Raw genomic sequence first — 17,522 nt, 5'->3', positions numbered from 1 at the left:
TTCGGGCCGTGTCCTGTGCTGTGCCGTCGCGAGATCCGTCCTCGCCGCGGTGTCCCTCCCCGTCACGATGCGCTGCCCTGTGCCGCGTTCAGGTGTCCGCGCAGCGTCTCGGTCTCGTAGTCCTCGCGGAACAGCCCCCGCCGCCGCAGCAGCGGGATGACCTCGTCCGCGATCACCTCGAGCCCGTCGATGAGGCGGTCCGGCTGCAGGTTGAAGCCGTCGGCCGCGCCCGTGCGGTACCAGCTCTCGATGCGGTCGACGAGCCCCTCGGGGGTTCCGGTGAAGCCGCCGTGCCCCGAACCGGTGTAGCGGGTCTCGCGGAGGTACTCGCGCACCGTGGGCCGGTCCTGCCTGATGCGCTCGACGATGGACTGGCGGAAGCCGATCGAGCCGGTGAACGCCGCGGGGTCCGCCGGCTCGGCGAGGACGTCGTCGGGGAACGGCTCGTCGAGCGCGAGGCCGGCGACGTCGTAGCCGATCGCCTGGGAGAGCCACGCGGTGGCGTAGGCCGGGGGCCCCTGCTCGTGCAGCTCGTCGCTGCGCCGCCGCGCCTCCTCCTCCGTGCTGCCGAGGGTGAGCAGCAGGCCGGGCAGGATCGACACGGAGTCGGCCGCGCGTCCCGCGGCGACCGCGTGGTCCCGCACCTCCCGGTAGTGCGCCCGCGCGCTCTGCGGGGTCAGCTCGGCGGAGAACACCGCGTCCGCGACGCGTCCCGCGAGGCGCCGCCCCTGGTCGGAGCCGCCCGCCTGCACGATCACCGGCCTGCCCTGAGCGGAGGAGGGAAGGGCGAGGGCGTCGTCGACGCGGAAGTGCTCGCCCTCGTGACGCAGCCGGTCCCCGGTGCGCGTGGAGTCCCACAGCCCCGTGACGACGTCGACGAACTCGTCCGCCCTGGCGTAGCGGTCGTCCCTGGCGATGTGCGCGGGCAGCCCGAAGTTCTCGGCGACCCCCGGATGGCGGGAGGTGACCACGTTCCAGCCGGCGCGCCCGGCGGACACGTGGTCGAGCGTGAGCAGCCGGCGTGCGAACTCGACGGGGTCGTTGAACGTCGTCGACGCGGTCGCGATCAGGCCGACCCTGCTGGTCGCGCGCGCCACGGTCGACCAGATGATCGTCGGGTCAAGGCGCGTCGCTCCAGCGTCGTAGGACGGGTCGCTGAGCGACGGGCTGTCGGCCAGGAACACCGCATCGAGGGTCGCCCGTTCGGCGAGGGCGCCGATCCGCCGCCAGTAGTCCGCGCGCACGGGGTCGAGCGGGTCGAGCAGCTCGGTCTGCCAGGCGGAGGGCACATAGCCGAGGACGAGGACGTTGAGCCCCAGGATCACGTGCCCCCGCCGTTCGCTTCCCATCGTTGTCTCCCTGTCGCCGTCCGGCCGCGGTCGGCCCGTGCTCGAACCCTATTGCGACGCCGCGGGCGTCGGCCCGCGGGCCGACACACTGCTCAACATGCTCCGTCACGCGGGGAAACCTCGTGACGGGCGATGACCTCGGGCCCGGACGGGAACGGCCACCGCGGCTACGGTTGGCAGCCAGCGGAGGGCGTCGCCCGCCCGCACTCGGCCACACGAACCCGGAGGACCCCCGATGAACGCTGCCGGCACCCGTCTGGCGCTCGGACTGCGGGGCGCGCTCGTGCTCGCGATCCTCGACGACGCACCGTCGCTGTCCCGGATCGCCGGTCCCGACGTGTCCTTCGTCGTCGCAGGGATCGACCGGATCGAGGGCTCCGCGCGCGGAGACGCGGACGCCACGGTCCTCGCCACCGCGCTCGCAGCGGAGACGCCCGTCCCCGTGCTGGCCGCCGGGTCGGTCCAGCACGACCACCCGTACAACCTCGCCAGGCGCGTCGCATCACTGGACCAGCTGTCCGAGGGTCGCTCCGGGCTGCTGCTGGCCCGACGCGACTCCGGCGATGACCCCTCCGACGCGTGGGCGGGCGCCGCGCTGGGCGTGAGCGCGCCGGCGGATGGCGCCACCGCCGCCGACGCCGCCGCCGCCATCGCGGCGCTGTGGCACAGCTGGCCGGTCTCGAGCATCGTCGGGGACCGGGCGAGCGGCGTCTACACCCAGGCGCACCGCATCCACCGCCTGGCGGAGCCAGGCATCTTCGGCGTCGCCGGACCGCTGAACGTGCCGACGACGCCGCAGGGCGTCCCTGTTCTGGCGTACAGCCTCGCCGATGACGAGGACGCGGCACCGTCCCACGCGGAACTCGTCGTCTCACGAACGGCTCCCGACGGCCGCTCGGCGGGTGACGGGACGGTCTGGTGGCAGCGTCTCCGGGTTGAATCCGTCGACGACGTCGACGGGCTTCTCCTCGACGGCGACGCGGACGGGGTGTTCCTCGTCCTCGACACCGACGACGTCACCGTGGCGCTCACCGCGCTGGACCGAGCACGCAGCGTGTGGAGGGTGTCCGCGCCGAGGGCTGAGCGCACCCTCCGCGACGCACTCGCCCTCCGCACCCCCGCCGCGCCGGCCGCCGGACCGGCGGCGTTCCGCGCGCCCGTGCCGCTTCACTGAGGGTTCAGAGACGGAGCATCGGCGGTCCCTCCCGGATCCGCACGCGCCGTGACGACGCCCGCGCCCTCGGCCAGGGGTGCTCGGCCATCAGCTGTTCCACCCGGTCGAGCGCGGCGCGGTAGCCGGCGGCAGCGAAGCGCATCGTCGGCGGGAACGCCAGCACGTCGGCGGGCTCGACTTCATCGGCGTCCCCGATGCCGAGCGCCTCGGCGGTCGCCGCCGCGTCGGCCGGGTCCTCGTCGAGGGCGAGGTGCGGCCGTGCCCAGGTCACGAACTCATCGTCGCGGCTGAACCAGACGGCAGCCGACCCGCACCGCAGAAGGGGAGGATCACCGGGTCCTCCCCCGCCGAGAGATCTACCGCGTTCGCCGCGTGCGTCACAGTAGTGTGCGACACAATCTTCTACTCCCTGACCGGGTCTTTCCCATTGGCTGGTTATCTATGGTTTCAAACTTCTCACTCATCAACGCCATCATCACCGTTGTTGTCTGTGCCGCGGTGATCGCCGGTGCCGTGTGGTGGATCCGCTCCGTTTTCGGGAAAAGAAACCGCAAAGGGCCGAAGCAGTAGCCTCCCGCAGTCGCCCGGATTCCCCCACGACACCACCCACAATGCAGTGGCCCAAATCGATACACCCCACACCGTTCCCAAGGACAAAACCGACACTGATCCCAGCCGGCGACGCTGCAGCTTCGTCAAAGCTCGCCCACGTGCCAGCATCTGTGGAAGATGCAGCGCCGCCGCGGACAATCAACGGCCGCTTCGTGTCAGAAAAACACACGAATTGGGGCTGTTTTGCCACGAAATCAGGCACCTTTTTGGGCCCCGTTTCGAGGCCCTCCTCGCGTAAACCCTGCACTTCGTCGTGCAGAACTTCGCACCGGAACGCACGGTCACCATCGTGCCCCCGCACCACCCGCAACGCCTCGACTCCAGACGCCACTTCTCGCATCTGTTACGGATAGCCAGCGGAAACAAGCGGAAGTTATGCGCGCATTTGAAACGCGACCCCGAACGCGACGACAAGAAAGCCGCCACCCCACAGACCCTCACCCCTGCCACGAAAACGCCGCAAAACGCCTCCTCGCGTCGCACAAAGCCCCGGAAAAAACAGAGCAAGCGCACGCAGGATTGGAATTGCTATCCGGCGGTTAACTGGTCTTTCGAGGGGGGAGGCCCCCCAGGGTGCGCGGCTCGGCGAGTTCTTCTTTACTCGACTGGCGAGTGGGGATGGAAGCTCTTATTCGGCTTCGGGAAACTGGTTCCAGATGTCGAGCCAGTACACGCCATCGCTATCAGGGTGTCCTTCCGACAACCCTCCGGCTTCGATCGACTCCACAAAGAGCACCTGCACTGCGTATGTCACCCATGACTCAAGGTCATCACTGTCTTCAGCGAATCGGACCCACAGCGCATCACCAACATGGTCGGGGACGGGAACCCGTGCTGCGAATTGGTAATTGGCGCCATCGATAAGCGCTCGGGCACTCACGACGATTTCGCGCCCGCTCGCGAAGGCCCTTACGTTAGCCAGGGGGTACGAATGAGGAAACTCTTCGATGAGGCGTTCTGCAACTTCAGCCACGGCTACCGTAGCGATTTGTTCTTGAACCATTAACCTGCAACCTTTACAACCCAAGCCGGACACTTTTGCGAGGGCGCGGCTTTGCAGTATGCGGTGATAAGTCCTTTTTGAACATTATCCCGAAGCACCTGCGTAGCCACGACAGCACGAACTGTCATCGTGCGTTTTGCGTGACAAGAAGCGAGCCAACATTCCCATTCGATTGCGGGCGTCTCGTAAGCGGTCGTCTTTCCTGACACAACCCTAGTCTTCGGGAATTGTGTTGTCTTCTTTATCATGGCCATCGTTACATTGTGTGGCTTCGCATGGTTCCACCCGAATGTACTAGTAGCCCCATACCGTACGACAACGTAGCGATGTTTATTGTCGCGCCATTGCGATTTTACAGAGTAGGGGTTCACGCCGCTCGCAGTAGCAACGGTGCGCTGCATGGCGTCACCTGAACCGTCAATTTCAACTCGATTGAGACTGCTTAGCTCGGCGGCAGATGTTTCGGTGTTCTCGCTTTCTGCGGCCAGGAGCACCTCTTCGATAGGGGCTGAGGCAGCGTTTTCCGGAACGTATCCCAAAGTCGTGACTATTGTGGGTTCCGAATCAGAGTTGGCGACAGCGACCGCAGGGCCAGCGGTGGATGCCGCCAGCGCGAGACTGAGCAAACCAACGACAGTTCGTTTCAGAATTCTCATTATTTTCCCCGAGTCTTTTTGCACTTATTGCGCAGCGCGCGCTATTCTCCGCGCAACTATTGTCAACCGCGCTTTCAGGTCGAGCCGTCGCAGTGACGGGCTGACCTGAGCATTCCTTGACCTACGACGATAGTGCTCCCCCGTTTCAGATGGAACTTGGCCTGCATCACCGCGATGTCGCCGGGCACGGTGATGGCGTCACCGGCCTGGTACGTGCCAAACGGAACGATGACGTCATACGTTGTCGGATTGTGTGCGGCGTCTTCGAGGTGTCGCCGGTCCGCGCGAGTGAGGGCGTCTGGTGCGGGCACAGGGGCACTGAGGGGAATGCTGAGCCTTTGGTTGGCTCGTTTCCTTATGCCGCCAGGTCGACGGTGGCCTTCATGATTGCTTCGAACTCGATGGGGGCCAGCTTCCCTCGTCTTTGTACGGATGTCAGGAGGTGCGTTCTGGCGGAGGGCGTGGGATTCGAACCCACGAGACATTTCTGCCCACTGGTTTTCAAGACCAGCTCCATCGGCCGCTCGGACAGCCCTCCCGACCCGTCGAACGGGTACCGCGTCAGTCTAGCCGAGCAGCCCCGCCGGATGGGCCCGCAGTCCGGTCAGTCCGGCAGCCCGTCCAGGACCGCGGCGAGCCCGGCCTCCGCGACGGTCCCCGTCGACTCGGACGCCACGGCGTGGACCTCGGACGGGGCCTGCCCCATCGCGACGCCCCTGCCACTCCTGGCCGCCCACTCGAGCATCTCGAGGTCGTTGCGACCGTCGCCGACCGCGACCACGCGCGAGGCGGGGATGTCGAGACGCTCGCGCACCCGCTCCAGGGCCACCGCCTTGTTGACGCCGGCGGGCGCGATGTCCAGCCACGCGGTCCAGCCGATCGCGTAGGCGACCTGGTGCAGGCCGATCTGCTCGACGACGCGGAGGAACTCCTCCTCGCTGTGCTCCGGCGACACGACGACGATGCGGGTGACCGGCGTGCCGAGCAGCCCGTCGAACTCGACCTCGGTCGCGCGGGTGAGGTCCCAGTCGCTCATGCCGTTGGTGTACAGCCGCGAACCGTCGGGCAGCTCCACCATGAAGCGCCCGTCTGCGAGGTGTCCGCGGATCTTCCGCAGCGCCGGCTCGGGGTCGAAGGTCTCGATCTGGAAGCGCTCGTAGCTGCCGTCGGGCAGCCGCCGGAGGGTGAGCGCACCGTTCGCGCACACCGCATACGAGGGGGTGAGCCCCAGCCGCTCCATGATCGGCTCGGTGTGCTCCCAGCTGCGCCCGGTCGCGAACATGACCTCGTGGCCGCGCTCCGCCGCGGCACGCACCGCCGCCTCGGTTGCGGGCTCGATGGTGCCGTCCTCGTTGAGGACGGTGCCGTCCAGGTCGAGCGCGATCAGCCGGGGTCGCTCGGCGGTCACAGCGCCGCCGCCACGTCCAGCCCACCGAGGTAGGGCCGCAGCACCTCCGGGATGGTGAACGAGCCGTCGGCGTTCTGGTGCGTCTCCATGATGGCCACGAGCCAGCGGGTCGTGGCGATGGTGCCGTTGAGGGTGGCGACCGGCTGGGTCTTGCCGTTCTCGCCGCGGAACCGGGTGCCGAGCCGGCGGGCCTGGAACGTCGTGCAGTTGGAGGTGCTGGTCAGCTCACGAAACGCACCCTGGGTCGGCACCCATGCCTCGAGGTCGTACTTGCGGGCGGCGGAGGAGCCGAGGTCGCCGGCGGCCGTCTCGATCACGCGGTAGCTGAGGCCGAGGTCCTGGAGCATGCCCTCCTGGAGCGCGACGAGGCGCTGGTGCTCCGCGTCGGCGTCGGACGGGTCGATGTAGACGAACATCTCGAGCTTGTTGAACTGGTGCACACGGATGATGCCGCGGGTGTCCTTGCCGTAGGAACCGGCCTCGCGGCGGTAGCAGGTGGACCAGCCGGCGTAGCGGAGCGGCTCCGTCACGTCGATGATCTCGTCGGCGTGGTACCCGGCCAGCGCGACCTCGCTGGTGCCGGTCAGGTAGAGGTCGTCTTCCTCGAGGTGGTAGATCTCGTCGGAGTGGGCGCCGAGGAAGCCGGTGCCCGCCATGATCTCCGGCTTGACCAGCGTGGGCGTGATCATGGGCACGAAGCCGTTCGCCAGGACCCGGTCGAGCGCGAGGCTCATCAGCGCGATCTCAAGCCGGGCGGCGACGCCGCGCAGGTAGTAGAAGCGCGCGCCGGAGACCTTGGTGCCGCGGGCCATGTCGATGCCGCCGGTGATCTCGCCGATCTCCAGGTGGTCGCGCGGCTCGAAGTCGAAGCTCGGCCGGGTGCCGACCTCGCGGAGGGTGACGAAGTCATCCTCCCCGCCGGCGGGGACCCCGTCGAGCACGATGTTCTGGATGGCGCGGGCGGCCGCGTCCGATGCCGTCTCCGCGGCGGCGGCCTCCTGCTGCGCCGCCTTGACGGCCGCGGCGAGGTCCTTCACCTGCGCCAGCAGCGCCGGCTTGTCCTCCTTGGACGCCTGGGCGACGCGTTTGCCGAAGGCGTTCTGCTCGGCCCGGAGCTCCTCGAAGCGGCCGATCGCCTCGCGCCGCACGCGGTCGGCGTCGATGGCGGAGTCGACCAGATCGGGCGAGGCCCCACGGAGCCGCTGGGAGTGTCGGACGAGGTCGGGGTTCTCACGCAGCACGGAAGGATCGATCACGCGACAAGTCTACGCGGGCGCCGGGGCGCGGGTGGTCTACCGTTGGGGCATGACCGATCGACGACAGAACGAGGCGCCGGGCATCGCTGTCATCGTCAACCCGGTGAAGATGCCGGTCACCCAGCTGCGCGAGATCGTGGCTCCCGCGGCACGGGCCGCGGGCTTCGCCGAGCCGCTGTGGCTGGAGACGACCGAGGACGACGCCGGGCAGGGCATGGCGGCCGAGGCCCTCGCGGCCGGGGTCGAGCTGGTGCTGGCCGCTGGGGGCGACGGCACGATCAGGGCCGTCGTGGAGGGGCTGCGCGGCTCGGAGGTGCGGCTCGGGCTCATCCCCGGCGGGACGGGCAACCTGCTGGCGCGCAACCTGGACCTGCCGCTCAGCTCGATGGCCGACGCCGTCGCGATCGCCCTGGGCGGGGCGAGCCGCGCCATCGACGTGGGCTTCGTCGAGCTGATCAGGGACGGCGGTTCCCGCAGCGAGCACAGTTTCGCGGTGATGGCGGGTCTCGGCATCGACGCCGAGGTCATGGCGAGCACCAATTCGTCGCTGAAGAAGTCGATCGGCTGGCTCGCCTATGTGGAGGCCGGCGCACGCGCGCTGCCGAAGGCGAAGCCGTTCCCCGTCGACTACCAGCTGATCGGGCGGCACAGGCACACCGTCCACGTCTCGACTGTCCTTGTCGGCAACTGCGGCAGGCTCCAGGGCGGCATCGAGCTGTTCCCCGACGCGGCGATCGACGACGGGGAGCTCGACGTGGCGATCCTCCAGCCGCGCGGGCTCTTCGGCTGGCTGAAGGTCTGGCGACGGGTGCACTGGGAGAACAGCGCCCTCAAGCGCACCGCGATCGGTCGGCGCATCCTGCGGCTCAGCCCCGAGTCGAAGCGCTCGCGCGAGACGATCAGCTACCTGCGCGGGTCGGGCATCGCGCTGCGGCTCGACCGGCCCCGGCTGATCGAGCTGGACGGGGACGACCTGGGTGAGGTCGTCGGGGCGCGGTTCAGCGCCGACCCGTCGTCGCTGCGCATCGCGGTCAGGCCCGAGGCGGCCGAGGCCGCTCACCCACCCATCGCGTCCGGCGACTGAGCCGGCGTGACCCCCGCGGGCTGACGGGCGGCCCCTGACGCCCGGGCGTCGCGCAGCCGCAGGGAAAGCTCCGCGTCCCGCCGGACGGCGAGGACGACGAGCCCGGCGACCGCGAGGGCGATTCCCCCGCCGGCGATCGCTGCGACGGGCGAGAGCCGCCATCTGATGCGGAGACTGTAGCTCGGCGGTCCGGCGAGGGACCAGCTCGTCTCGATGACGGTCTCGGGCTCATCGTCAGACCCCGTCGTGATCCCGTGCGTGGTGGTCCAGGAGCCGTTGCCGCCGTCGGACCCGTCACCAATGTGAACCGTCACCTCGGGAGGCGCGGACCCCGCGTTGATGGTCTCCAGCAGCAGAGGGATGCGCATCCACGACTGGTCGCTCGCCGTCGCACGGAGTGTGGCCCTCTGCTCGACCGTGTCGGCGTCGTCCCCCGTCAGCTGTTGCAGCATGCGGTCGCGCTCGTCGTCGAAGACGCTGTCCACAGTGCGTTGCCCCGCGAGCACCGCCTGAACGTTGGCGGATGCCTGGGAAGCGACGATGCCGGTGCCGATCGCGGCGATGATCGCGCCCGCGCCGAGCAGCGCGAACCCGACCGCACGGGTCCCTGCGGTAGCGCGGATCCGGGGGTCTGACGCGATGCGCGCGCCTGCGCGGGGGCGTGGGCGTGGGCGTGGGCGGGCGTTCATGCCACCGTCTCGGACGACGACTCGGGCGTCCTGTCCGCCTCGTCCCGGCGCGTGCGCGGCGCCCCCGCATCTCCGTCCCGCGGCGGACGACGGGCTGCGCTGAGGGCGAGCACGAAGAGCACGGCAATCACGGTCGCCCCGCCGAGCACGATGCAGACCGGCGCCAGAGCCCAACTGAGCTGCAGCAGCAGGAGCTGCGTCTGCAGGTCGTTCTCATCGATTCCCTCGGAGTAGCCGCCGTAAAGCATGGTCGTCGACGCGGCGGCGGTGTACTGCGCCCACAGGCCGATCACGAGCAGAACCGCGCCGAGGATCGTCAGCAGGACGAGCCAGGCGTTGCGGGACCACAGCCGCCGCCGGGCGGGCACGGCACCCTCCTGCGGGGAGGGGAGCGGGTCGTGGCGGCTGTCGGCGCCGTGTCGTGCGGTCTCGCGCGGGAAGCGACCGGGAGCGGAGCGGGACTCCTCCGCACGAGGTGTCTCGCCTGTCGCCAGTGCCGCCGGCACGATCCCGGAGTCGGGGGCGACCCGGTTCGACCGGACCGGCCCGGGCTCCGAGGCGGTGGGGGACGCGGCCCGAGAGGAGGTCACGCGGAGCGGACGGCGAGTCGCCCCTGAGGCCGGGGTGCCGTCGCCGGGTGCGGCGCCCACGGGGCGCTCGGCCACGGCTTCGGCGGTCAGGGCCTCGGCGGTCAGGGGCTCGGGATGCTCGCCGGCAGAGCGGCCCGCGAACCCCGGCTGGAACTCGGCCGCGTACCGCGGGTCGAAGCCGCTGGCCGGCATGTCACTCGACTGGTCGGGCATGTCGTTCCGCTCCCTCGTCCTGCACAACTCGGTTGGGGCCACCGTGTCCCCACGCCGAGCGTATCGACCGGGCCGGGGCGGCGACAGCGGCACGCTCGGACGAGCAGACACAATGAGCACAGGAGTTCCGGGAGGACCATGCAGCACACCATCATCGACTCGCCCGTCGGCGAGCTCGACCTCGTCAGCCACGACGGCGCCCTCGCTGGCGTCTACTTCCGCGACCACCGCCACGCGCCCAGCGACAGGGGCGAGCGGGTCTCCCTGCCGCTCGCAGCGTCCGTGCTGCAACTCGCCGCCGAGCAACTCGCGGAGTACTTCGCCGGTCACCGTCGGGCGTTCACGCTCACCCACCGGGTCGACGGCACCGAGTTCCAGCGTCGCGTGTGGGACGAGCTGGAACGCATCCCGTTCGGGTCGACCGCGAGCTACGGCGAGCTGGCGGCCAAGATCGGCTCGCCCGCCGCCGTCAGGGCGGTCGGGCTGGCCAACGGCAGGAACCCGCTGAGCATCGTGGTCCCCTGCCACCGCGTCGTGGGGGCGACCGGCCAGCTCACCGGCTACGGCGGGGGCGTCGAGGTCAAGCGACGGCTGCTCGACATGGAGCGGCTGGTCGTCGATCCCCCGCTGATCTGACGGGGAGCGCCAGCCGGTCACAGTCACACGCCGCGACGGACCGCGCCGACGGGGAGCGTCAGTCGACCGGCGCACCGCTGAGCAGCTCGCGCAGCCAGTCCCTCGCCTCGACGAAGACCGCGTCGGTGTACCTCTCCTCGACGACGGTCGGCACGCGGTCGGCACGCGGGTACGAGCCGAGGAACGTCACCCCGGGGCTGAAGCGGCGCACTCCGAGCAGAGCGTCGGCCACCCGTTCGTCGGTGACGTGACCGTCCAGATCGATGACGAAGCGGTAGCGCCCGAGGGCGTCGCCGATCGGGCGGGACTCCAGAAGGGACATGTTGACGCCCCGCGTGGAGAACTGCTCGAGCAGACCGAGCAGCGCACCCGCACGGTCCACCGAAAGCTCGGCGACGATGCTGGTCTTGTCGGCACCGGTGCGCGGCGGGACCGGACGGCTCGTCGGGGCGACGAGGACGAAGCGGGTGACCGCGGTGTCGGAGTCGGCGATGCCCTCGGCGAGCACATCGACGTCGTACAGGCCGACCACCCCGGGAGGGGCGATCGCCGCGTCGGCGAGCGCGCTGTCGAACAGCTCCGCCGCCGCCGCCACGTTGCTCGACGCCGGGACGTGGCCGTGGGCGGGGATCGCCGCGTCCAGCCAGCGGTGGCACTGCGCGTACGCGACCGGGTGGGCGTTGATCCGCCTGACCTGGTCGAGCGTGGTCCCCCTGCGAGCCACGAGCACGAACGACACCGGGACGAGGTACTCGCCGACCACACGGAGCCCGGGGATCGTGGCGAGGGCGTCCTGCGCGACGGACACTCCGCCCTCGATGGAGTTCTCGATCGCGATCATCGCCGCGTCGCTGCGGCCCGCCGCGACGTCGGCCAGCGCCTCGCCGACGTTGTTGACGCTGTGCCACTCCTGGCCGACCGCCTCGGGCACCTGGGCCAGGGCCGCCTCCGTGAAGGTCCCCCTCGGCCCCAGGTAGCTGTAGCGACGCTCGGGCTGGGGGGCGTGTGGGGTGCTCATTCTCAAAATCCTAGCGAGGCGCGGGCGCCGGCCCCCCTGCGCCTCCGGGGAGCGACGGCCAGTCGACGGGGCTCCTGTCCTCGGCGGCGAGCATGCCCGCGCTCCAGCTGTCGCTTCGGGCGCCGCGCTGGACGAGGTCCTTCCGTCCGCAGCCCTCGAATCGGAAGCCGAGCGCCTGGGCGACGCGGGCGGAATCGACGTTGCCGAGCCCCGCGCGCCACGCCAGGCGCTCGAGCGCGAGCCCGTGGGGCGGAGCGGAGAACGCGAAGTCGATCACGGCACGCGCCGCCTCCCGGAGGAGTCCCTCGCCGCGCCACTGCCTGCCCAGCCAGTAGCCGATCTCGGCACCGCGGTCGGCCACGTCGTGCAGGTCGATGACGCCGACGAGCTCACCGGACCGGCGGATTCCCCAGGTCAGCGAGTCGCCGCTGCGCCATCCCTGACCGACGACGGAGGACACGAAGGTGCTCGCGTCGACGCGTCGGTAGGGGACGGGGACGGTGGTCCACTTCTGGATGTCCGGATCCTGGCACGCACGGAAGATGGGGTCGATGTCGTCCTCGACGGGGACGCTGAGTTCCAGGCGTTCGGTGCGCAGGATCACGGGGAGCATGCGGGCCACGCTACCGCCAGCGCAGGGCCGTCCCTGAACAGACCTGCCGGGCCGGGCGGAACGGTCGCTGTGCGCCGCCTCCCAGGCGCCGCGGCGTCCGCCTGCCACAATGTGTGCATGAACACTCGCGCTGGCACACCGGCAACGGCAGAAGACCTGATCGACGTCGAGCAGCTGGTCTCGGCGTACTCCTCCATCGAGCCGGACCCGGCCGACCCCGCGCAGCGGGTCAGCTTCGGCACGAGCGGACACCGCGGGAGCGCGCTGACCGGCTCCTTCAACGAGAACCACATCGCCGCGACGACCCAGGCGATCGTCGAGTACCGCGCGGCGCAGGGCATCACCGGTCCGCTGTTCATCGGCGCTGACACCCACGCCCTCAGCGCGCCGGCGCTGACGACGGCACTCGCGGTGCTCGTGGGCAACGGCGTCGACGTGCGCGTCGACGAGTTCGGCGACTTCGTGCCGACCCCGGCGCTGAGCCTGGCGATCATCGAGTACAACGCCGCCGGCCCCGATGGCCTCGCGGACGGCATCGTGGTCACCCCGAGCCACAACCCTCCCGCCGACGGCGGTTTCAAGTACAACCCCCCGCACGGCGGACCGGCTGACACCGACGCGACGGGGTGGATCGCCGACAGGGCGAACGCGCTCCTCGAGGGCGGGCTCGCCGGGGTCAACCGGGCCGAGCCGAGCGGCGTCGCCACCCACGACTTCCGTACCGGCTACGTCAAGGCGCTGGCGAGCATCATCGACGTCGACGCGATCCGCCGCTCCGGCATCCGAATCGGCGCCGACCCGCTCGGGGGCGCGAGCGTGAACTACTGGGCGGCGATCGCCGAGGAGTACGGTCTCGACATCACCGTCGTCAACCCCAGCGTCGACCCGCAGTGGGCGTTCATGACCCTCGACTGGGACGGCAAGATCCGCATGGACCCGTCCAGCCCCTCGGCCATGGCGTCCCTGGTGGCACGGCGGGACGAGTTCGACCTACTGACCGGCAACGACGCCGACGCCGACCGGCACGGGATCGTCACGCCCGACGCGGGGCTGATGAACCCCAACCACTTCCTCGCCGTCGCGATCGACTACCTGCTCAGCCATCGGCCCCAGTGGCCCGCCACGGCGGCCGTGGGCAAGACGCTGGTGTCGTCGTCGATCATCGACCGCGTCGTGGCCGCGCACGACCGCCGCCTGCTCGAGGTCCCGGTCGGCTTCAAGTGGTTCGTCCCCGGCCTGAGCGACGGCTCGGTGGTGTTCGGCGGCGAGGAGAGCGCCGGGGCGAGCTTCCTCCGCCAGGACGGCCGCGTGTGGACGACCGACAAGGACGGGATCCTGCTCTGCCTGCTCGCGGCCGAGATCCGGGCCGTGACCGGGTCGAGCCCGTCGGAGCTGTACCGCACCCTCACCGAACGGTTCGGCGACCCCGTGTACCAGCGCATCGACGCACCGGCCGGCGGGGCGCAGAAGGCGGCGCTCACGCGGCTCTCGCCCGACAACGTGCGCGCCGACGAGCTCGCGGGCGACCCGATCACCGCCATCCTGACGGAGGCCCCGGGCAACGGCGCCGCCATCGGCGGAATCAAGGTCTGCACCGAGCGTGCCTGGTTCGCCGCGCGACCGAGCGGCACCGAGGACGTGTACAAGATCTACGCCGAGTCGTTCGGCGGCCCGGAGCACCTCGGTCGGGTGCAGGACGAGGCGAAGGCCCTCGTCGACGACGCCATCGGCTGACACCGTCCGCCCCGCCTCCTGACGGCGCACGACCGGGCGCCGTCACGAGGCGGGGCGGACGGCCGAACGACGTCAGGAGACGAGACGACCGAACGACGTCAGGAGGCGAGGCGGGCGACGTCCTGGCCGTGCTGGTGCTGCGCCCTCGCGGCCTCGAGCTGCTCCTGCGTGATGACCGGCATCACCAGCGTCGGGGCCAGGTCCGACTCGCGTACCCGCTCGGGAAGGGCGAACACGTCGGCGAACACATCGGCCTCCGCGAACGCCTCGGCATCGGCGGCCGGCGCCTCGGCGGTGAGCGCGCGGCGCCCCGCCCTGAGCATCATCACGCAGGTCTGGATCCCGATGACGATCCAGATGGCGTTGACGGCCGCGGCCGGCCAGGCCTGGCTCGCCGTCGCGCTCACGCACAGCAGCAGCGCACCACCGATGTTCAGTCCCTGGAAGAGCCGCGACCCGGCGGTCCAGCGCCCCGCACTCAGCATTCCGTACGCGGTGACGGTGCACGCGGCACCGGCCCAGCCTGCCAGGACGAGAAGGAACGAGAGATCCACGGGCGTCACGCTTTCCTGCGCTTCCGGGTGTTGGACCCGGGGTGTTTTTCGGGGGACGCTCTCATCATGCGACCCGAAAGACCCTAAGCACAATTTACGAAAACTGATCGGGCCCATAAGATTTGATTACTATGGATCTCGACCCTAAACGGCTGTCCTTCCTGCTCGCCGTCGCCCGCCACGGCAGCATCCTCGCAGCGGCGGACTTCCTGCACCTCACCCCCTCCGCGGTCAGCCAGCAGGTCTCCCGGCTGGAGCGCGAGGAGGGCGTCGATCTGCTCGATCGGGGACCGCGCGGCGTCAGCCTCACCCCGGCGGGCCGGATCCTCGTCGAGGTCGCCGAGAACATCGAACGCGAGCTCACCGAGGCGCGCAGCCGTCTCAGCGAGTCGCAGGACACCCTGACGGGAACGGTCGTCATCGGAGCGTTCCAGACGGTGATCTCCGGACTGCTGGCCCCGATCCTGCCCGAGCTCGACGCCGAGCTGCCCGGCATCTCGATCGTCATCGCCGAGGGGACCACCGAGCGGATGCCGCAGCTGCTCCGCAGCGGCGAGGCGAACCTCATCATCGTGGACAGGGACCTCGCGCCGACCCCGCCCGCGTACACCGCCGAGGTCCCCCTGCTCGACGAGCCGTGGCGCCTGGTGGCCCCCACGGCCTCGACGGCGGACCCGAGCATCACGGAGATCGGCAAGCTGCCCTGGCTCGGCGCCTCGAGGCGCGCGGCGGCGGCCCCCGCCGTCGAGCGCGCGATCGACGCCCTCGGCATCACACCGGTCACCACCCATCGCTACGACGACTACCAGTCGGCGCTGTCGCTCGTGCGCGCGGGCCAGGGCGTCACGCTGCTGCCCGCGCTCGCTCTGAAGGACGGTGTCCCCGAGGGGGTCGACGTCATCGACATGGCCGGGCTGGGGAGCAGGCACCTGACGATCCGGCACCGCGCCACCCGCCGCGAGCCGGGCGGCCCGACGCGCGCCGTCCTGGACAGCCTGCTCCGTCTCACCCGGGAGTACGAACTGGTCGAGTGACGGCGGCCGAACGACAACCGAACGACGGAGGCAGAGCCACCGCGGCCGAGAGACGGGTGCGGCCGACCGAATGTGCGGACCACACCACGACCCGGCAGCGGGCCGCCGCATCGGGCACGGGAGAACGGGGCGCGCCGCACGGGGGAACGGGGCGCACCGCGCGGGCGCTCAGTCGCTCAGGGACCAGAACCAGGCGGTGCCGTCCGGGTGCTGCTCGCCGAGCACCTCGTCGAGGTCGCGGTAGTCGCCGTCCAGGTTGTGGCTGACGAAGTACACCTTCGTCTTGCCGTCGACCTTCTCGACCTTCGACACCGTCATCACGTGGTTAGGGCTGTCGTTGGGCTCCCAGTCGAACATGCCGATGTCGCCGACCGCGAGCTCGTCGAGGTCGTCCATCCCGAGCCTGGTCGCGCCGAGCTCGTCCGCGTTCTCCTCGAACCACGCATCCATGCTGGGGGTGTAGCCCCAGCTCTCGCTCCTGGTCGCGGAGCGGTCGCGGCTGTACCAGTCGTCGCGCTGCTCCCAGCCGCGGGCGATGAGGCCCTGGCTGGTGAAGTTCGCGCAGTCGCCTCCGACGGCGTTCATGTCGCCCCACTCGTCGGAGTTGTAGTCCTCCCAGTACTGGAACAGGTACTGCATCTGCCTGTCGACGCCCGAGACGAGGTCGTAAGCGTAGTCGCCCGCCTCGGCGAGGAGCTCGTCGCCGTCCAGGACGCGCACCGCGACCGAGCCGGTCTGGTAGTCGACGCTGGCAGGGACCCGCACGGTGAGCGTCGCGTCGTCGACCACCTCGACGTCCGTTCCCCGCTCCTCGCCGAACGCGACGGCGGTAGCGCCCGACAGCCCCGTTCCGGTCACGGTCAGCTCGTCCCCTCCCGTGACGCCCCCGGTCGCGGCGGACAGCGCCGTGACGGCGGGGGTCGCCGACGGCGTGGGGGTCGCCGAGGCGGAGGGCGTCGCCGTGCCGCTCGACGCCGGGCGGGCGCTCTGCGCGGCCGTGCACCCGCTGAGGGCCACCGCGACGGCCACGGCCGAGGCCAGTGCGACGGGGACACGGCGAGAGGAGGGAGCCACAGGACATCCTTGGGATCGGGGCGGGAATGAGGGGCGAGGACGGGACGGGGGCGCGAGTCCGACTCTGCGAATGATAGCCCGCGACACCGGGAGTTCCCGGCGATTCACCGGCGGGCACCGGGCCTGGCCGTCGGATCGAGGCGATAGCATCGTCGGAAAGGTCTCAGCCCCTACCCCCGTCCGGAGGCGACCGTTGGACACCACACGACAGAGCACCCGTCGACGCCACCTGGTCGACGCCACCGAACGCGTGCTGCGACGTCAGGGAGTCACGCGCGCCAACGTGCGGGCCGTGGCGGCCGAGGCGGAGGTGAGCCCCGGCGCGGTGCTGTACTACTTCCCCACCTTCGACGAGCTCATGCTGACCGCCGTCGAGTCCGTCCTCGACCGCTTCCACACCGAGAGGGAGGCGCTGCTCGACGGCACGACCGGTCACTGGGAGCGCATCGAGATGCTCATCGAAGCGGGCATCCCCGACGACGCCGGGCCGGAGATCCGCGTCCTGTACGAGAGCGTCGCGTTCCTTCAGGAGAAGCCGCAGTACAAGCCCATCCACCGGTCGGTCGTCGAGCGGCAGGTGTCGCTGTACCGCGGCACGATCGCCGCCGGTGTCGAGGACGGCGCCTTCTCGCCCGCGCAGCCGGTCGACGCCATCGCACGCAACATCGTCGCGCTGGAGGACGCCTACGACCTCTACCCGCTCATCGGGGTCGAGCACGCCGCCTCCATGTATCGCGCCAACGCCGTCGGGTACGCGGCCCTCGCCCTCGGCGTCGATCCCGCGTAGCGCGCGCCGCACTCCCGCACGGGTCACCCGTCGCCGGC

General features: G+C 70.3%; 19 protein-coding genes and 1 tRNA gene. 7 read left to right on the top strand and 13 right to left on the bottom strand.

Translation table 11 applies throughout. The features are described from left to right. Window positions 1-62: 62 nt before the first annotated feature. Entirely contained in the window at window positions 63-1,349 is a 1,287-nt protein-coding gene (locus tag FM119_RS03720; RefSeq protein WP_087136343.1) for an LLM class flavin-dependent oxidoreductase, read from the bottom strand. A gap of 235 nt (window positions 1,350-1,584) precedes the next feature. On the opposite strand from FM119_RS03720, the gene FM119_RS03715 reads away from it, so the two are divergent. Beyond that, window positions 1,585-2,523: an LLM class flavin-dependent oxidoreductase gene (locus FM119_RS03715; protein ID WP_087136342.1), complete on the top strand. Its 939-nt coding sequence runs from the start codon at window positions 1,585-1,587 to the stop codon at window positions 2,521-2,523. 4 nt (window positions 2,524-2,527) lie between these two features. Here the strand turns inward: FM119_RS03715 and FM119_RS03710 are convergent, their stop codons facing one another. Further along, on the bottom strand, window positions 2,528-2,794 hold the full coding sequence (locus FM119_RS03710; RefSeq protein WP_087136341.1) for a hypothetical protein: 267 nt from the start codon (window positions 2,792-2,794) through the stop codon (window positions 2,528-2,530). Window positions 2,795-2,964: 170 nt separating this feature from the next. Here FM119_RS03710 and FM119_RS14310 point away from each other — a divergent pair, with 170 nt between their 5' ends. Continuing rightward, window positions 2,965-3,093, top strand: coding sequence for a hypothetical protein (locus FM119_RS14310; RefSeq protein WP_276327857.1), 129 nt, complete (start codon window positions 2,965-2,967; stop codon window positions 3,091-3,093). A gap of 670 nt (window positions 3,094-3,763) precedes the next feature. Here the strand turns inward: FM119_RS14310 and FM119_RS13485 are convergent. The 5 genes from FM119_RS13485 to serS all read right to left on the bottom strand — a co-directional run bounded on the left by FM119_RS13485 (window position 3,764) and on the right by serS (window position 7,458). Then, window positions 3,764-4,108, bottom strand: a complete 345-nt coding sequence (locus tag FM119_RS13485; protein ID WP_147439023.1) for a hypothetical protein — start codon at window positions 4,106-4,108, stop codon at window positions 3,764-3,766. Between the two features lie 29 nt (window positions 4,109-4,137). Next, window positions 4,138-4,794: a hypothetical protein gene (locus FM119_RS13480; RefSeq protein ID WP_143822613.1), complete on the bottom strand. Its 657-nt coding sequence runs from the start codon at window positions 4,792-4,794 to the stop codon at window positions 4,138-4,140. Between the two features lie 450 nt (window positions 4,795-5,244). After that, window positions 5,245-5,332: transfer RNA gene (locus tag FM119_RS03705), tRNA-Ser, on the bottom strand. A gap of 66 nt (window positions 5,333-5,398) precedes the next feature. Continuing rightward, window positions 5,399-6,202, bottom strand: coding sequence for an HAD family hydrolase (locus FM119_RS03700; RefSeq protein WP_087136340.1), 804 nt, complete (start codon window positions 6,200-6,202; stop codon window positions 5,399-5,401). Next, complete coding sequence (serS, locus tag FM119_RS03695) at window positions 6,199-7,458, bottom strand: serine--tRNA ligase (RefSeq protein ID WP_087136339.1); 1,260 nt, start codon at window positions 7,456-7,458, stop codon at window positions 6,199-6,201. The genes FM119_RS03700 and serS overlap by 4 nt, the downstream gene beginning before the upstream one ends. A 49-nt stretch (window positions 7,459-7,507) precedes the next feature. Between serS and FM119_RS03690 the strand changes: the two genes are divergently transcribed. Next, on the top strand, window positions 7,508-8,542 hold the full coding sequence (locus FM119_RS03690; RefSeq protein WP_179205184.1) for a diacylglycerol/lipid kinase family protein: 1,035 nt from the start codon (window positions 7,508-7,510) through the stop codon (window positions 8,540-8,542). Here FM119_RS03690 and FM119_RS03685 read toward each other — a convergent pair. Together FM119_RS03685 and FM119_RS03680 are read right to left on the bottom strand one after the other, a co-directional pair. Continuing rightward, the gene (locus FM119_RS03685; protein ID WP_087136338.1) at window positions 8,515-9,231 is read right to left on the bottom strand and encodes a hypothetical protein; all 717 of its coding nucleotides are present in this window, start codon (window positions 9,229-9,231) and stop codon (window positions 8,515-8,517) included. The genes FM119_RS03690 and FM119_RS03685 overlap by 28 nt on opposite strands. After that, the gene (locus FM119_RS03680; protein WP_087136337.1) at window positions 9,228-10,034 is read right to left on the bottom strand and encodes a hypothetical protein; all 807 of its coding nucleotides are present in this window, start codon (window positions 10,032-10,034) and stop codon (window positions 9,228-9,230) included. The genes FM119_RS03685 and FM119_RS03680 overlap by 4 nt, the downstream gene beginning before the upstream one ends. A gap of 138 nt (window positions 10,035-10,172) precedes the next feature. Here FM119_RS03680 and FM119_RS03675 point away from each other — a divergent pair, with 138 nt between their 5' ends. Next, the gene (locus FM119_RS03675; protein ID WP_087136336.1) at window positions 10,173-10,670 is read left to right on the top strand and encodes a methylated-DNA--[protein]-cysteine S-methyltransferase; all 498 of its coding nucleotides are present in this window, start codon (window positions 10,173-10,175) and stop codon (window positions 10,668-10,670) included. Between the two features lie 58 nt (window positions 10,671-10,728). On the opposite strand, the gene pheA is transcribed toward FM119_RS03675, so the two are convergent. Next, a complete protein-coding gene (pheA, locus tag FM119_RS03670; protein ID WP_087136335.1) occupies window positions 10,729-11,688 on the bottom strand; it encodes a prephenate dehydratase in 960 nt (319 codons plus the stop codon). 10 nt (window positions 11,689-11,698) lie between these two features. Continuing rightward, complete coding sequence (locus FM119_RS03665; RefSeq protein ID WP_087136334.1) at window positions 11,699-12,301, bottom strand: GNAT family N-acetyltransferase; 603 nt, start codon at window positions 12,299-12,301, stop codon at window positions 11,699-11,701. Between the two features lie 117 nt (window positions 12,302-12,418). Between FM119_RS03665 and pgm the strand changes: the two genes are divergently transcribed. Then, complete coding sequence (gene pgm / locus FM119_RS03660) at window positions 12,419-14,035, top strand: phosphoglucomutase (alpha-D-glucose-1,6-bisphosphate-dependent) (RefSeq protein ID WP_087136333.1); 1,617 nt, start codon at window positions 12,419-12,421, stop codon at window positions 14,033-14,035. A 98-nt stretch (window positions 14,036-14,133) separates the two neighbouring features. On the opposite strand, the gene FM119_RS03655 is transcribed toward pgm, so the two are convergent. Then, the gene (locus tag FM119_RS03655; RefSeq protein WP_087136332.1) at window positions 14,134-14,589 is read right to left on the bottom strand and encodes a CBU_0592 family membrane protein; all 456 of its coding nucleotides are present in this window, start codon (window positions 14,587-14,589) and stop codon (window positions 14,134-14,136) included. A gap of 131 nt (window positions 14,590-14,720) precedes the next feature. Here FM119_RS03655 and FM119_RS03650 point away from each other — a divergent pair, with 131 nt between their 5' ends. Next, window positions 14,721-15,623, top strand: coding sequence for a LysR family transcriptional regulator (locus FM119_RS03650; RefSeq protein WP_087136331.1), 903 nt, complete (start codon window positions 14,721-14,723; stop codon window positions 15,621-15,623). A gap of 168 nt (window positions 15,624-15,791) precedes the next feature. Here the strand turns inward: FM119_RS03650 and FM119_RS03645 are convergent, their stop codons facing one another. Then, window positions 15,792-16,697, bottom strand: a complete 906-nt coding sequence (locus FM119_RS03645) for an amidase domain-containing protein (protein ID WP_179205183.1) — start codon at window positions 16,695-16,697, stop codon at window positions 15,792-15,794. A gap of 193 nt (window positions 16,698-16,890) precedes the next feature. On the opposite strand from FM119_RS03645, the gene FM119_RS03640 reads away from it, so the two are divergent. Further along, window positions 16,891-17,484, top strand: a complete 594-nt coding sequence (locus FM119_RS03640) for a TetR/AcrR family transcriptional regulator (RefSeq protein ID WP_179205182.1) — start codon at window positions 16,891-16,893, stop codon at window positions 17,482-17,484. Window positions 17,485-17,522 lie beyond the last annotated feature (38 nt).

Source organism: Mycetocola reblochoni REB411 (genome assembly GCF_900163835.1).
In the GTDB taxonomy this organism is placed as follows: Bacteria; Actinomycetota; Actinomycetes; order Actinomycetales; family Microbacteriaceae; genus Mycetocola_B; species Mycetocola_B reblochoni.
The sequence above is the reverse complement of the archived record's forward strand: the minus strand, read 5'-3'. Positions and strand labels throughout refer to the sequence as shown.

Bases quoted from the DNA above. Each gene is read 5' to 3' on its own strand.
- FM119_RS13480 (WP_143822613.1), bottom strand. From the start codon at position 4,794: ATGAGAATTCTGAAACGAACTGTCGTTGGTTTGCTCAGTCTCGCGCTG.
- FM119_RS03715 (WP_087136342.1), top strand. From the start codon at position 1,585: ATGAACGCTGCCGGCACCCGTCTGGCGCTCGGACTGCGGGGCGCGCTC.
- FM119_RS14310 (WP_276327857.1), top strand. From the start codon at position 2,965: ATGGTTTCAAACTTCTCACTCATCAACGCCATCATCACCGTTGTTGTC.
- FM119_RS03665 (WP_087136334.1), bottom strand. From the start codon at position 12,301: ATGCTCCCCGTGATCCTGCGCACCGAACGCCTGGAACTCAGCGTCCCC.
- FM119_RS03650 (WP_087136331.1), top strand. From the start codon at position 14,721: ATGGATCTCGACCCTAAACGGCTGTCCTTCCTGCTCGCCGTCGCCCGC.
- FM119_RS03720 (WP_087136343.1), bottom strand. From the start codon at position 1,349: ATGGGAAGCGAACGGCGGGGGCACGTGATCCTGGGGCTCAACGTCCTC.
- FM119_RS03675 (WP_087136336.1), top strand. From the start codon at position 10,173: ATGCAGCACACCATCATCGACTCGCCCGTCGGCGAGCTCGACCTCGTC.
- FM119_RS03690 (WP_179205184.1), top strand. From the start codon at position 7,508: ATGACCGATCGACGACAGAACGAGGCGCCGGGCATCGCTGTCATCGTC.
- FM119_RS03685 (WP_087136338.1), bottom strand. From the start codon at position 9,231: ATGAACGCCCGCCCACGCCCACGCCCACGCCCCCGCGCAGGCGCGCGC.
- pgm (WP_087136333.1), top strand. From the start codon at position 12,419: ATGAACACTCGCGCTGGCACACCGGCAACGGCAGAAGACCTGATCGAC.
- FM119_RS03680 (WP_087136337.1), bottom strand. From the start codon at position 10,034: ATGCCCGACCAGTCGAGTGACATGCCGGCCAGCGGCTTCGACCCGCGG.
- pheA (WP_087136335.1), bottom strand. From the start codon at position 11,688: ATGAGCACCCCACACGCCCCCCAGCCCGAGCGTCGCTACAGCTACCTG.